The 14,388-nt window shown below is 60.0% G+C and carries 13 protein-coding genes; 9 read left to right on the top strand and 4 right to left on the bottom strand.

Annotated features, from left to right (window positions below):
• Nucleotides 1–211 precede the first annotated feature (211 nt).
• The gene (locus tag ACZ47E_RS14785) at nt 212–1,156 is read left to right on the top strand and encodes a 2-hydroxyacid dehydrogenase (RefSeq protein ID WP_278067701.1); all 945 of its coding nucleotides are present in this window, start codon (nt 212–214) and stop codon (nt 1,154–1,156) included.
• 17 nt (nt 1,157–1,173) lie between these two features.
• On the opposite strand, the gene ACZ47E_RS14780 is transcribed toward ACZ47E_RS14785, so the two are convergent.
• On the bottom strand, nt 1,174–4,137 hold the full coding sequence (locus tag ACZ47E_RS14780; RefSeq protein ID WP_006698117.1) for a PAS domain-containing protein: 2,964 nt from the start codon (nt 4,135–4,137) through the stop codon (nt 1,174–1,176).
• Between the two features lie 364 nt (nt 4,138–4,501).
• On the opposite strand from ACZ47E_RS14780, the gene ACZ47E_RS14775 reads away from it, so the two are divergent.
• From ACZ47E_RS14775 to ACZ47E_RS14765, 3 genes are all read left to right on the top strand, one after another.
• Nucleotides 4,502–5,500: an ABC transporter substrate-binding protein gene (locus ACZ47E_RS14775; protein ID WP_022563423.1), complete on the top strand. Its 999-nt coding sequence runs from the start codon at nt 4,502–4,504 to the stop codon at nt 5,498–5,500.
• A gap of 212 nt (nt 5,501–5,712) precedes the next feature.
• On the top strand, nt 5,713–6,600 hold the full coding sequence (locus ACZ47E_RS14770; RefSeq protein WP_006698119.1) for an ABC transporter permease: 888 nt from the start codon (nt 5,713–5,715) through the stop codon (nt 6,598–6,600).
• Nucleotides 6,593–7,654, top strand: coding sequence for a quaternary amine ABC transporter ATP-binding protein (locus tag ACZ47E_RS14765; protein WP_004437660.1), 1,062 nt, complete (start codon nt 6,593–6,595; stop codon nt 7,652–7,654). The genes ACZ47E_RS14770 and ACZ47E_RS14765 overlap by 8 nt, the downstream gene beginning before the upstream one ends.
• Here ACZ47E_RS14765 and ACZ47E_RS14760 read toward each other — a convergent pair.
• The gene (locus ACZ47E_RS14760) at nt 7,646–8,875 is read right to left on the bottom strand and encodes a TIGR03862 family flavoprotein (RefSeq protein ID WP_333899317.1); all 1,230 of its coding nucleotides are present in this window, start codon (nt 8,873–8,875) and stop codon (nt 7,646–7,648) included. The genes ACZ47E_RS14765 and ACZ47E_RS14760 overlap by 9 nt on opposite strands.
• Nucleotides 8,876–8,943: 68 nt before the next feature.
• On the opposite strand from ACZ47E_RS14760, the gene ACZ47E_RS14755 reads away from it, so the two are divergent.
• The 3 genes from ACZ47E_RS14755 to ACZ47E_RS14745 all read left to right on the top strand — a co-directional run bounded on the left by ACZ47E_RS14755 (nt 8,944) and on the right by ACZ47E_RS14745 (nt 10,958).
• The gene (locus ACZ47E_RS14755; protein ID WP_278067703.1) at nt 8,944–9,531 is read left to right on the top strand and encodes an IMPACT family protein; all 588 of its coding nucleotides are present in this window, start codon (nt 8,944–8,946) and stop codon (nt 9,529–9,531) included.
• A 124-nt stretch (nt 9,532–9,655) separates the two neighbouring features.
• Nucleotides 9,656–10,324, top strand: coding sequence for a pseudouridine synthase (locus ACZ47E_RS14750; protein ID WP_278067704.1), 669 nt, complete (start codon nt 9,656–9,658; stop codon nt 10,322–10,324).
• A gap of 7 nt (nt 10,325–10,331) precedes the next feature.
• Nucleotides 10,332–10,958, top strand: coding sequence for a class I SAM-dependent methyltransferase (locus ACZ47E_RS14745; protein ID WP_278067705.1), 627 nt, complete (start codon nt 10,332–10,334; stop codon nt 10,956–10,958).
• Here ACZ47E_RS14745 and ACZ47E_RS14740 read toward each other — a convergent pair whose 3' ends face one another.
• Nucleotides 10,959–11,144: a hypothetical protein gene (locus ACZ47E_RS14740; protein ID WP_004437649.1), complete on the bottom strand. Its 186-nt coding sequence runs from the start codon at nt 11,142–11,144 to the stop codon at nt 10,959–10,961.
• A 184-nt stretch (nt 11,145–11,328) separates the two neighbouring features.
• Between ACZ47E_RS14740 and ACZ47E_RS14735 the strand changes: the two genes are divergently transcribed.
• Nucleotides 11,329–12,558: a PQQ-dependent sugar dehydrogenase gene (locus ACZ47E_RS14735; RefSeq protein ID WP_464017003.1), complete on the top strand. Its 1,230-nt coding sequence runs from the start codon at nt 11,329–11,331 to the stop codon at nt 12,556–12,558.
• 86 nt (nt 12,559–12,644) lie between these two features.
• Entirely contained in the window at nt 12,645–13,661 is a 1,017-nt protein-coding gene (locus ACZ47E_RS14730) for a DNA topoisomerase IB (RefSeq protein WP_278067707.1), read from the top strand.
• A gap of 4 nt (nt 13,662–13,665) precedes the next feature.
• Here the strand turns inward: ACZ47E_RS14730 and ACZ47E_RS14725 are convergent, their stop codons facing one another.
• Nucleotides 13,666–14,388, bottom strand: a complete 723-nt coding sequence (locus ACZ47E_RS14725; protein ID WP_004437639.1) for a response regulator transcription factor — start codon at nt 14,386–14,388, stop codon at nt 13,666–13,668.

Here is a 14,388-nt window from a genome sequence, read left to right as displayed (position 1 = left end):
TCCGTCACTCCGGCCCCCGAGCCGGAGTCCAGCCAGCCCAAGTCCTTGAGCTGAAAGAAGTCTTGGCGCCGCGCAGACGCGCGGCGGCTGGATACCGGATCTAGTCCGGCATGGCGGAAGAATTACAAATTCCCCCATTCCACCCATGGCATTACCCGCCGAAATTGCGCATTGATGGCGTCACGCAAAAATCGCAAGCAGGACCAATGCCATGTCTTCACCAATCGCCTTTGTTTCACGGATGAATGCAGAGACGGAGGCCGTTTGGAAACAGGCGCTGCGCGCCGCCATGCCGGAGGAGGAGATCCTCTCCTTTTCCGAATTGACGGATGAGCAGCGGCGGGCAGTGGAATTTGCCATTGTCGCCAATCCCGATCCGGCCGATATCGCCGCTCTTCCGGGCCTCTCATGGATCCACAGCCTGTGGGCGGGCGTGGAGCGGCTGGTGCTGGAACTGGGCAGCAAGGCTCCCCCCATCGTTCGGCTGAAGGACCCGGAACTTTCCCGCGTCATGGCCGAAGCGGTGCTGGCATGGACCTATTATCTGCAGCGTGACATGCCCGCCTATCGCGAAAATCAGCGAAAGGCGCTCTGGCAGGAACTGGATTACCGCCACCCCGGCGAGATGACCATCGGTCTCCTGGGGCTCGGAGCACTCGGCGCGGCCGCGGCGGAGCGCCTTATCCATGCCGGCTTCAACGTCGCAGGATGGAGTCGTTCGGCCAAAACAATCGAAGGCGTGGAAACGTTGACCGGCGATGCAGGGCTGCAGGCATCGCTGGAAAAAAGCGACGTTCTCATCTGCCTTGTGCCGCTTACCGATGCGACGCGCGGTCTTCTCAATGCCCGCCGTCTCGCCGCAATGAAACAGGGCGCGGCAGTCATCAATTTCGCCCGCGGCGCCGTCATCGTCGCCGATGCGTTGATAGCGGCACTCGATTCCGGCAAGCTCTCGCATGCCGTACTCGATGTCTTCGAACAGGAGCCACTCCCTGCGGCTTCGCCATTTTGGCAGCACCCCAAAGTTACCGTCCTGCCGCATATTTCCGCGCCGACAAGCCGGGAGAGTTCGGCGCGGATCGTGGCTGGCAACGTCCGCACATGGCGGGAAACAGGCAAGCTGCCGGAAACCGTCGACATGGACCGCGGTTACTGAGCCGGCATCAAGGCGGCCTATTCGGCCGCCACCGGCCTGGCCGTATGGGCCTTTTCTACGGCGGCAATGATCTGCTGTTCATCGTAGGGCTTGGTGAGCAGGACTGCGCTTTCCGGCGCCCCCTCCGGCAGATGGCTGTCGCCCGTCGCAAAGACGATGGCAAGACCCGGCCTGCGGCGCAAGGCCTCCACCGCCAGTTCACCGCCCTTCATGTCCGGCAGGCCGATATCTGTAACGAGAACGTCGATCTGCTCCGATTCGATAACCTTCAGCGCCTGCGCCGCGTTGCCAGCCTCAACAACGGCAAAGCCGCTCTCCGAAAGCATCTCCATGGAATTCATCCGGATCAGCTCGTCATCCTCGACCAGAAGAACCTGGATTGACCGCTCCCGGTTGTCGACCGCCATGGCGGGTTCGGGGATTTTCGAAGAACCAGGCCGCGCCCTCGACAGCGAAACCTGCTTGCGGTTGGCTATGACGTGGCGGATGCGCCGCGCCAGCGCTTCACGCGTATAGGGTTTGGATAGCAGTTCCACACCTGCATCCAGCTTGCCGCCATGCACGATGGAATTTTCGGTGTAACCCGAGGTGAAAAGAACGGCGAGATTGGGCAACCGCTCCTGCGCGCGACGCGCCATTTCCCGACTTTTCAAGGGGCCTGGCATCACGACGTCGGTGAAGATGACATCGATCGGAATGCCGCTTTCCACCACCGTCAAACCCGCCTGTGCGTCGCGTGCGGTCAGCACCCTGTAACCGAGATCGCTCAGAGTTTCGACGACAGTACCGCGCACTTCTTCATCGTCCTCAACCACGAGGATCGTCTCCGTCCCACCTTCGACAGGGCCGTTATGCACCACGACCTCCCTGTCCTCATCGGCTGCGGAACGCGGCAGATACATTTTCACCGTGGTGCCCTGCCCCACCTCGCTATAGATGTTCACATGCCCGCTGGACTGTTTGGCGAAACCATAGACCATGGAAAGGCCAAGGCCCGTGCCCTTGCCCTCGGGCTTGGTCGAGAAGAACGGTTCGAAGACCTTTTCGAGTATCTCCGGCGACATGCCCGAACCCGTATCGGTGACCGCGAGCATCACATATTGCCCGGCCGTGACCTCGGAATGTTTGCGGGCGTAATCGCGGTCGAGAACCGCGTTGGCTACCTCGATGGTGAGCTTTCCGTGGCCTTCCATGGCATCGCGCGCGTTGATCGCGAGATTGAGAAGCGCGTTTTCCACCTGGTTGGGGTCGGCATAGGTGTTCCAGAGGCCACCTGACGTGATGACCTCCACCTCGATCGCCTCACCAAGCGAGCGGCGAAGCAGGTCATCCATGCCGGTTACGAAACGGGCAATATTGATGACCCGCGGCTCCAGCGCCTGGCGGCGGCCGAAGGCCAGAAGCTGGCTCGCGAGCTTCGCGCCACGCTGGACGCCCGCGAGCGCATTCTCCAGCCGGCGCTCCGCACGTTCATTGCCGATCACATCTTTCGACAGCAATTGCAGATTGCCGGCGATCACCTGCAGTAGATTGTTGAAATCATGCGCCACGCCACCGGTCAGCTGACCGATGGATTCCATTTTCTGCGCCTGCTGAAGGGCCTTTTCGGTCTGACGGCGCTCCGCCATTTCAGCTTCGACCCGGGCTTCCAGCCCTTCATTCAGTTGCCGGAGCTGCTCTTCCGCCCGGATGCGATGGCGAATTTCACGCTCAAGGTTGCTCGCATGTTCCTTGAGGGTGTCTTCGGCACACCGCTGCTCGGTGATATCGGTGTGAACGCCGACCCATTCGGCAATAGCACCTGACTTGTCGAAAATCGGCACGCCGCGGATCGCGAAAGTACGATAGACGCCGTCATGTCTGCGCACGCGATGTTCCCAGATATAGGTCGATTTTTCCGCGACCGCCTTGTTCCAGCTATCGACTGAACCCTGCCTGTCTTCTGGATGAACGGCGTCCGCCCAGCCAAAGCCCTGATATTCTTCGGGCGTCTGGCCCGTCAACGCCGCCCATGCCGGCTGCTCACCCAGCATCCTGCCTTCGGCACTGTTGGTCCACAGCACGCCGTGCACGGCCTCCACCGCCGCGCGGAAACGGTTGTTGCTGATGAGGATTTCCTGCTCCGAGCGCTTCCGCTCTTCGATATCGATGATCAGGACATAGATGCCGTCGACGGAGCCATCGGCAATGTAGCGCGGAACATACCTGATTTCAGCGGCGCGCTTGGTGCCATCCGGTCTGCTGATGACGGTATCCGAAACGATCTTCTCACCGGCAAGCGCCCGGTCGAGATAGGCCTTGCGCGCATCGAAAAATGCCTCGCCGACAATCTCGGGAACGCTGCGGCCGATGACGTCTTCACCACTTCGGCCGAACCATTCGAGATAACCGTCATTGGCAAATTTATAGATGTAATCGCGATCGACATATCCGACCAGAATGGGCAGGGCGTTGGTGAGCCGGCTCAATTCCTTGCGGCTCTGCTCCATAGCCTCAACGGCTTTCACCTTGTCGGTATTTTCGAGCACGGTGCACAATACGCCATCAACCGTGCCACCTTCATTATAGATCGGCGTGTAAAACAGGTCGAAGATCACCTCTTCCGGTATGCCATGTCGCATCAGCGTCATTGGCTGGTCGCGATATGCCAACACTTCACCGCGAAAACCGGCTTCGAGAATGCGGCTGTTCCAGTCCCAGATTTCCGGCCAGATGCCGGGTACCGTGCCGCCCAGCGCCTGCGGATGGTAATTACCGGCGATCTCCGCATAACCGTCATTGTAGATCATCACATGATCGCGGCCCCACATCAGCACCTGCGGAATAGGTGAATTGACGACGGAATTGGCTTTTTGCCTCAGATTTTGCGGCCAGTCGCAAATCGAACCAAGCGATGTCTTCGACCAGTCGAAGCGGCGCACAAGCTCACCCGTTTCACCGCCGCCGATGGGCCATACCGGGGCAGCACGAAGATTGGTCATTCAAAATCACCACAAAAATCGAGAAGAAATCTCCCGTAATACAGAACGGGATAAAAGTCCAAGAGAACAGAAACTTCGCCTGATTGTTCCCAGACATTTCAAAAAAATGAAAAAGTTCCCTCGCTTGTGAAATATCGTTGATGCGCCGCTAAACAACTATATGTTTCAATATCTTAATTCCGAAATTTTCGCTAATATGGCCCTGCGATCGCGCCTTCGTCCGGCGAATGGCATCCTCAATACGCCAGAAATTGCCGCAAACGGGATGGCGACAAAGGATTTATTAAGCCTCAATAAGGGTGCTGGCGGTCGCGGTGCCGTCAGCGCCCGGGTCATCGCCACACCGCGACCAGAGGGAACAACAATGAAAATACTTTTGGGTGCCACAATTCTTTCCGCCGGCTTCGCCTTTTCAGGCAGCGCAGCCTATGCCGCCGACTGTGGAAACGTAACAATCGCCAGCATGAACTGGCAATCCGCTGAAGTTGCCGCCAACCTGGACAAATTCATTCTCGAAAAAGGCTATGGCTGCTCCGCCGAAATCGTTACCGGCGATACGGTGCCGACACTGACCTCCATGGCCGAAAAAGGCCAGCCGGATATCGCACCTGAGGCCTGGGTCAGCCTGCAGCCGGAAATCGTCAAGCAGGGTCTGGAAGGCGGCAAAGTGGTCGCGGCCGCAAAAATCCTTTCCGATGGCGCTGTTCAGGGCTGGTGGATTCCGAAATACGTCGCTGACGCCAACCCCGATCTCAAAACAATTCCTGATCTTTTCAAGCATCCCGAGCTCTTCCCATCGCCTGAAGACAAGTCCAAGGGTGCTGTGTTCAACGGCCCGCAGGGCTGGGGCGGCACAGTCGTCACCGCGCAGCTGTTCAAGGCGTTTGGCGGCGAGAAGGCCGGCTTCACCCTCGTGGACACCGGCTCTGCCGCAGGTCTCGACGGCTCCATCGCCAAGGCCTATGAAGCCAAGCAGCCCTGGGTCGGCTATTACTGGGCGCCCACCTCCCTGCTCGGCAAATACGAAATGGTGAAACTTGGATTCGGCACTGAGTACGACGCGGCCGAATGGAAACGCTGCACATCCGTCGCCGATTGCGCCGATCCGAAGCCGAACGCCTGGCCGATCGATGACGTACAGACGCTGGTCAGCAAATCCTTTGCCGATCGTGCCGGTCCGGCAATGGATTATCTCAACAAGCGCGCCTGGACCAACGCCACCGTCAACAAGCTGATCGCCTGGATGACGGATAATCAGGCCACCGGCGAAGACGGCGCCAAGCAGTTCCTGAAGGAAAACGAAGCCCTGTGGAAGGGCTGGGTCTCGCCCGAGGTCGCGGAAAAGGTCAAGGCCGCCCTTTAAAAAGCGCGCCCTGACATATCTGCCCGGCAACCGGCGTCTCCCGCGGCGACGCCGAACCGCATCGGCTACCCGGCTTTGGCTGATAACGATGCGCCGGTTCAACAGAGCGTTCCGCCCATGCGTCCAGTTGGCCGCGCGGCGCTCTGGCGATTTTACTCCCGGAGTGCGGAGGACATCGATCCCCGCCTCCGGTTCGTCATGGAGAACAGGATATGGAATGGCTTTTCAAATTTCCGACCATGAATGACGATGCTCTGCGCGCGCTGAAAAAAGTCATCGACGAGGGGTTCCGGGCGTTCACCCGAACCTATGGCGGCGCAATCGAGGGGTTGTTCACCCCACTCCAGAGCTTCCTCATCTGGGCGGAAAGGCTTTTGATCGGCGCCCCCTGGCCGGTCGTTATTCTTATTGTCGGCGCTCTTGCCTGGTTCGGCAGCCGCAGCGCCACCATTGTTTCGCTCTGTTGCGGCATTCTCTTCGCCATCGGCTGGTTCGGCATGTGGGAAGACACGATGAAGACGGTTTCGATGATCTTCGTCTGCGCCGTGCTGTCCATCATCGTCGGCCTGCCCATCGGCATCGCCATGGCACGGTCCAACCGCCTGCAGAACGTGATCAACCCCGTTCTCGATGTGATGCAGACGATGCCGAGTTTCGTCTATCTTATTCCCGTCGTCATGCTGCTCGGCATCGGCCGTGTGCCAGGTGTCATCGCCGTCGTCATCTATGCCATTCCGCCGATGATCCGGCTCACCAATCTCGGCATCCGCATGGTCGACCGTGACGTTCTGGAGGCGGCCGATGCCTTCGGCTCCTCCAAACGCCAGAAACTTTTTAAAGTTCAGCTGCCGCTCGCGCTGCCCACCATCATGGCCGGCATCAACCAGACCATCATGATGGCGCTTGCCATGGTCGTCATCGCCTCCATGATCGGCGTGCAGGGCCTCGGCCAGCCGGTGCTGAAGGCCATCGCCAACCAATATTTCACGCTCGGCGTATTCAACGGGCTCGCCATCGTCGGCATCGCCATCATTTTCGACCGCATCAGCCAGGCCTATGGCCTTCGCCTGCAAAAACACCGGGAAGTGGCGCATGGCTAGTCAATCGATCGAAATTCGCAGTCTTTACAAGATTTTCGGCTCCAAAGCGGGGGATCATGTCGAAGCCGTCAAAGCCGGCATGTCCAAATCGGAACTCAACGCCAAGCACGGCCATGTGCTCGGCCTGCGTGACATCAACATCACCATGCCGGGCGGGCAGATCACCGTTATCATGGGCCTTTCCGGCTCCGGCAAATCCACGCTGATCCGCCATGTCAACCGGCTGATCGACCCGACCGCCGGTGAAATCCTCTATGGCGGCACAGACGTGTGCAGCCTCAACGAAGCGGATCTTCTGGAATTCCGCCGCCACAAGACGGCGATGGTGTTCCAGAAATTCGGTCTCCTGCCCCACCGCAACGTGCTGCAGAATGTCGTCTACGGCCTTGAGGTGCAGGGCGTCGACAAGCGCGAGCGCGAAGAAAGGGCAGAGGTCTGGATCAGGCGGGTCGGCCTGGAGGGCTTCTCCAACCATTACCCCAACCAGCTCTCCGGCGGTATGCAGCAACGTGTGGGTCTCGCCCGGGCGCTCACCAACAATGCCGAAATCCTGCTCATGGACGAGGCCTATTCGGCCCTCGATCCGCTCATCCGCGTCGACATGCAGACGGTGCTGCTGGAACTTCAAAAGGAGCTGAAGAAGACCGTGGTCTTCATCACCCACGATCTCGACGAAGCGCTGCGGCTGGGTGACAAGATCGCCATTCTGCGCGACGGCGAAATCATCCAGCAGGGAACGGCCGCCGAAATCGTCATGTCGCCGGCGGATAGTTATATCGAGGCCTTCGTGGAGGAGGTCAACCGCGGCCGCGTCATTCGCCTTGGTGCCGTGGTGCAGCCGGAATTTGCCGGCCAGTCCCGCCTTCAGCTCGATGCGGATATGACGGTTGAAGAAGGCCTGCGCGCGCTGGTCCGGGAAAATGTCAGCAGCGCCACGGTCGTCGGAGAAAACGGCAAGGCGCTTGGTGCAATCACCACCGATGCCATCATGCGCTGCCTCGTCCGAACCGCACATGGTGAGGAAGCAGGCATGGCTGAACGTTTGTCAGGCTGAGCCTTCGAGCCACGCGGCCATGCCCTTTGCGGCCGCCTTGCCGGTGGCGAAACAGGCGGTCAGGAGATAACCGCCGGTGGGCGCTTCCCAATCCAGCATTTCCCCGGCAGCAAATATGCCGGGGAGCTTTTCCAGCATGTAGTTTTCATCAAGGCCGTTCCACGCGATACCGCCGGCGGACGAAATTGCCTCGGCAATCGGCCTCGTCCGCAGAAGCGGAATCTCCGCATGTTTTATTCTCGCGGCGACGAATTCATCCGGCATGCCCGCGATATCGGGAAATATTTCCCGCAGGAGCCCGACCTTCACGGCCGATAAGCCGGCCGCCTTGCGCATGCGGTTTACAAAGCTCTCTTTCCGTCCGAGTTTCGCCAGATCGCCGCTGAGGCGTTCCACCGTACGTCGCGGCGCAAGATCGATTGCGAGCGACGCTTTGCCCGCCTCGTCCAGCCGGTCGCGCAGCGCGGCGGAATGGGCGTAGATCACGCTGCCCTCAATACCATGCTTCGTGATGACGAATTCGCCCTGAAAGGCTCCGGCTGGCGAAATGGTGATTGTGGATTTCACCGCTTCACCCGCAAAACGCTCACGGAAGACATCGCTCCAATCAACGTCAAAACCGCAATTGGCAGGGCGGAATGGAGCGAGCTCTACACCCCTGGCCGCAAGCACCGAAACCCATGCGGCATCGGAGCCCAGACGCGGCCAGCTTGCGCCGCCGAGTGCCAAAAGAGTGGCGTCGGCCTTGACGGCAATCTCGCCCTCCGGTGTCGCGAAAACCAGGTGCTTGCCGGAAAAACCCGTCCAGCGATGCCGCGTCCTGATGGGCACCCCCTGCGCCTCCAGCCGGGCGAGCCATGCCCGGAGCAACGGCGAAGCCTTCATGACGGTGGGAAACACCCGGCCCGAAGTGCCGACGAAAGTTTCCTGCCCCAGCCCCTGCGCCCAGTCGCGCAGCATATCCGGCGTGAAATCATCGAGAGCGGCGCGCAGCCTCGGTTCCGCATCGCCGAACCGGTGGCGGAAACTCTCGTAGTCTTCGGCATGGGTGATGTTGAGACCGGATTTTCCGGCCATCAGCAATTTGCGCGCCACGGTCGGCATCGCCTCGAACACCGTCACGGCATGGCCTGCAGCCGAGAGCATCTCTGCCGCCATCAGCCCCGCCGGTCCGCCGCCGATAATTGCGACCTGCCTCGCCTCGCCCAAAACCCTCTCCATTGCCATCTTCACCGTTGAACGCTTTATAGCGATTTCCGCAGGCGAATATATGCGATATTGAAGCGCCCATGTTCACGCTCGACCGCCCCGTCACCTTTTCGCAGGATATCAAAAAAAGCCGCTTCATCGCCTTTGCGGCGCCGGTGACGGGTGAAGAGGACGCGAAGAACTTTCTTGCAGCGCATTCCGATCCCGATGCAAACCATAATTGCTGGGCGTGGCGAGCGGGTCAGACCTATCGTTTTAGCGATGACGGCGAACCCTCGGGAACGGCCGGTAAACCGATCCTTCAGGCTATCGACGGTCAGGCACTCGACAATGTCGCGGTTCTCGTCATCCGCTGGTTTGGCGGCATTCTGCTCGGCAGCGGCGGGCTGATGCGCGCTTATGGCGGCACGGCGGCGGCCTGTCTTCGCCTCGGCGAGACGTCACCGGTCATCGCTTATGTCAGCGCCACGCTGAGTTGCCCTTTCTCAGACCTAGCACTGGTGAAATCACGCCTTTCCGCCACGCCGAACCTGCGGCTTGAGAGGGAGGACTTTACCGGCACCGGCGCGGATATGGTGCTTTCGGTTCCGGCCGAGGAAACGGAACGACTGACCCGGCTCCTCAGCGACCTGACCAGCGGACGCGTCAATCTGCAAATTCCCGACTAGAGTTTTCGCTTTCTTCGAATCGCGAAAACACTCTGACTCTTTTCCGGTCGGAAAACCGGGGCCCATTTTTCCTGGAAATGCTCTAGCGCCTGTCCGAATGCGCAATTCGTGCTAAGGAAGCGACATGTCATCCGAGCTTTCCAACCTCATCTATAATCCGCCACTCGACCCTTGGCTCACCATCGTGCACCGCGATGACGATCTGCTGGTGCTTGATAAGCCGAGCGGGCTGTTATCGGTGCCGGGGCGCGATCCGGCGCTTTCCGACAGCCTCATGACGCGTGTGCAGAAGCAGTTCCCGAAAGCGCTGATGATCAACCGGCTGGACAAGGACACCTCGGGCATCGTGCTGATGTCGCTGAACCGCAGGGCGCACGCGGCAATTGCGTCGCAGTTTGAAAACCGCCAGACGCGCAAATCCTATGTCGCCATTGTCTGGGGAGAGGTTGAGGGAGAGGCCGGAGAAGTGGACCTGCCGCTCGCCATCGATCCCGAAAACAAGCCCCGCCACCGGGTCGACCACGAAAATGGCAAGTCCGCGCAGAGCCTGTGGCAGGTGCTGCAACGACTGCCGCTTCCAGCGACGCGGCTGGCGCTCACTCCCCTCACCGGGCGCACCCATCAATTGCGGGTGCATATGAAGGCGCTTGGCCATCCCATTCTCGGCGATGAATTTTATGCCGAAGGTGAGGCGCTCTCCGCCGCGCCCCGCCTGATGCTGCATGCGCAGGAAGTGGCATTCCGTCATCCGGACGGCCGGGATGTCATCTATACCGTGCCCTCTCCGTTCTGAGGTCGACATGAAGGAACAAAACGATAGTTTCGTGGTGGATTTCGTCGGCGGCGCGGTGGGGCACCGTTTTCGTTCCGGCGAGGGGCGCGGACAGGCATTGCCCAAGGCCGCAGGTTTCACCAAGGGCCGCACGCCAAAAATCGTCGATGCCACGGCTGGCCTGGGGCGGGATGCCTTCCTGCTCGCATCGCTCGGGGCTGACGTCACCCTCATCGAGCGCTCGCCGGAGATGCACGCACACCTCGCTGACGGCATTCGTCGTGCACTGGAAGCGGGCGGCGCTTATGCCGACGCGGCAGCGCGCATGACTCTGCTCCAAGGCGACTCCCGGCATTTGCTGAAAGAACTGTCACCGGAGGTGGTGATTGTCGACCCCATGCATCCGCCGCGCCACAACACGGCGTTGGTAAAAAAAGAGATGCGGGTTCTGAGAGAACTGGTCGGCGCCGACCCGGACCAGGTTGAGCTGATGGAGGCTGCGCTGGAGAATGCGACGAAGCGGGTGGTTCTGAAGTGGCCGCTCCGCGCCGACCCGATGCCGGGTGTTCGCAAGCCATCACATCAGATACTGGGTAAGAACACCCGCTATGATGTCTTCATGATCTTCGGAAAATCCCACGACGAGGATGAATGATCAGCGGAAGTTCGGCTTTCGCTGCGCGTTCATCAGAAGCTCATGCCGCGAGGCGAACTCACCGAACAGCTTTCTGAGCCTGACTTCCTCAGCCTTGTCGAGCCGATAACGGCGGCAGAACTCCGCCACGTTGAGGATCGGCTTGGTTCTGTTCGCGTCTATGGTCTTGTTGTCGATGATTTGCATGGCGCCCTCCGTATAACAGAGGCCAAACGCAGCGCACGGCTCACGGTTCCCTATGAATTCGCATGGATGAGAAAAGAGCGTGACGCCTGCACACGCAATGATCAAGTTTTCTTGAAACTGTCGAAGGAAACGAAATCCTCCCCAAATGGTTTCTTGCGTGACCTAAACGACGGAAGGGAGACCCATGTTCCACAACAACCGATTTCTGAATTCAACGATCCTGTGCGCGATGCTTGCCGTTCCTTTGGCCGGCGCAGCCAACGCACAGCCCGCCCCGGCTGCCGAAACGAAACGGCCGAATGCGCCGGATCAGAAACCGGCTTTTGAGGGCCAGACGCGCGCGCCTCAGGCTGCTGCCCAGCCGAGCATCGAAAAAACCGTCGTCGCCGATGGTCTGCCGCATCTGTGGTCCATGGAATTCCTGCCCGATGGTCGCATGATCGTCGCTGCCAAGGAGGGCGCCCTGCATATCGTCGCTGACGGCAAGGCCGGGCCGGCGATAGAAGGCGTGCCGGAGGTGGCTTCCGATGGACAGGGCGGGCTTCTCGACATAGCGCTGGCGCCCGATTTCGAAACCTCCCGTAAAATCTTCTTCTCCTTTTCCGAGCCGCGTGAGGGCGGTAACGGCACCTCCGTCGCATCGGCCAAACTGACAGAAGACGGTGGAGCGGCGAAACTGGAAGACGTCTCGGTGATCTTCCGCCAGATGCCGACCTATGATGGCGACAAGCATTTCGGATCACGGCTGGTTTTCGGACCGGACAACGAACTTTACGTCACCGTCGGGGAGCGTTCGGATGCCACGCCGCGCGTGCAGGCGCAGGATCTGTCGAGCGGTCTCGGAAAAGTCTTCCGGATTGATGCCGATGGCAAGGCCTTCGAGGGAAATCCCTTCGCCGGACAGCAGAATGCTCTTCCGGAAATCTGGAGCTACGGCCACCGCAATCTTCAAGCCGCGGCTTTGGATGGTCAGGGCCGGCTCTGGACGGTCGAGCATGGGCCGAAGGGCGGCGACGAGCTGAACCTGCCGAAAGCGGGCCTTAACTATGGCTGGCCGGTGATTACCTACGGGGTGGAATATAGCGGCCGGGCGGTTGGCGAGGGTGCAACAGCCAAGGAAGGCATGGAACAGCCGGTTTATTATTTGGACCCCGTCATCGGCCCGTCCGGCATGGCCTTTTACGACGGCGACCAGATTCCCGAGTGGAAAGGGGCCTTCATCGTCGGCGGTCTGGTGAGCCAGGGCCTCGTCATCCTGCACATTGACGGCGATAGGGTTGCGACGGAAAGCCGATTGCCGCTGGAAGCGCGCATTCGTGATGTGAAAGTGGGTCTGGATGGCGCTGTCTATGCCGTGACTGAAGAGCGCGGCGGCGGCAACTCGCAAATTCTACGGATCGCCAAGGCCACCTGAGAAAGCGATGACAGGAACAGCAGGCTGCCGGAACGAAGGCGGCCTGTTTTTCGTTTGCCGCAGCGTGAAACCTGCCGGGAAAAACAATGCCACAGCCGCCAACCCGCCTTCTTGCCAAAATCGGACTTGCCTATGTCAGTGATCAGGAACCGGGTATTTCCCGCGAAAAACGCGGACGCGGTTTCTGTTACCGGCTGCCGGGCGGCGAACTCCTCTGCGATAGTGATGAGCTGAAGCGCATCAAATCGCTCGGTGTACCGCCCGCGTATAAGGATGTCTGGATCTGCATCGACCCGTCGGGGCATCTGCAGGCCACCGGGTTTGATGCCCGCGGCCGAAAGCAATATCGCTATCATCCCGACTGGCATACGCTCAGGGGAGAAACGAAGTTCTTCCAGCTCAAAAGCTTCGGAAGGGCGCTCCCTGCCATCCGCCGTCGCGCCATGGCCGACGTCGGCAAACAGGACCATGGGCAGGAAATGACGCTTGCAGCCCTCACCCTGTTGCTTGATGCCGCCTATTTGCGCGTCGGAAATCGCTCCTATCTTGAGAGTAACGGCACCTATGGCGCAACGACACTGCTCAAGCGCCACGTTTCCTTCGGTGAAACCATTGAACTGCGCTTCGCCGCCAAAGGCGGGCAGAAGGTGAAAAGGCAATTGCGACACCCGCGGCTACAGAAAATCCTGGAGGAGATTGCCGATCTTCCCGGCAAGGAACTCTTCGTCTGGCAGGATAGTGAAAACCGGGTTCACTCCGTCGATTCCAGCGATCTCAACGCATATCTCTCACGCATCGGCGGCCAGGGCACTTCCGCCAAGACCTTCCGCACCTGGGGCGGAACGCTCGCGGCCTTCTGCAACGCCATGGAGCATGTGGCAGCCGGTGAAAAACCGAGCATAAAAGGCATGTGCCAGGCTGCGGCGACCGAGCTTTCCAATACGCCTGCCATCTGCCGCAAGAGCTATGTGCACCCCGCTGTTCTCGATATCGCCACGGAGGAAAAGGCCCAGAAAAAGCTCAGCCGCATCTTGAAGGTCGGGGCAAAACCCGTCTCCGGCCTCAGGGCGGATGAACGACGTCTGCTGGCCTTTTTACCCTGACAGGTCAGCGGCCTCCCACCCATTCCGCCAGTTCGCGCTCGGCCTTTTCCAGCGCGCTGTAATTCAAAAGCTTGCGCAGGAAAGCGACGGTAACGGCGCGGGTTCTAAGATTATACCGGCCCTCCGCCTCGTCATCGCCGGCCGCCTGATGCACGTTCAGCTTCTCGTAGAGGCTTTGCAGCCGGTTCTGCACGCTGCGCAGCGACAGGTTCCGCCGGCGCGCAATCGCCTTGTCCGTGAGGCCCAGCGCGACATCGACAAGGATTTCATATTCGGAATCGGTAAAGCCATGCGCCTTGCCGAGGCTCTTCTCCTGCAGGCCGCGCACTTCCCGGTCGATCACGCATTGCGCCTCGATGAAGATGCTGCGAAGGGCCAGCCGCAGGCGATCATCGGAGGCGGATTTCAGCACATATCCATAGGCGGCACCCTCAGGCACGATGCGGGAAACGCCACGTACATAGGCCTCGTCGGAATAATTGGACCAGAACAGGATGCGGGTATCCGGCCTTTCCTTCCAGATGGTGCGGGCCGCCTCGATGCCGTTGCGCTCGTTCATCTGCAAGTCCATGACGATATGGGCGGCGCGATTTTCCCGCGCCAGCTTTTCGCCGGTTCTACCGTTTGCCGCCTCCAGCACCTTGTCGCATTCCGGCAGGGCGGCTCTTACCGCCTCGTTCAGATAGGCCCGGTGCAGGGCATCATCCTCAACGATGAGCACGTCCAT

The organism is Agrobacterium sp. 5Ca39 (assembly GCF_055382365.1).
The sequence above is the reverse complement of the archived record's forward strand: the minus strand, read 5'-3'. Positions and strand labels throughout refer to the sequence as shown.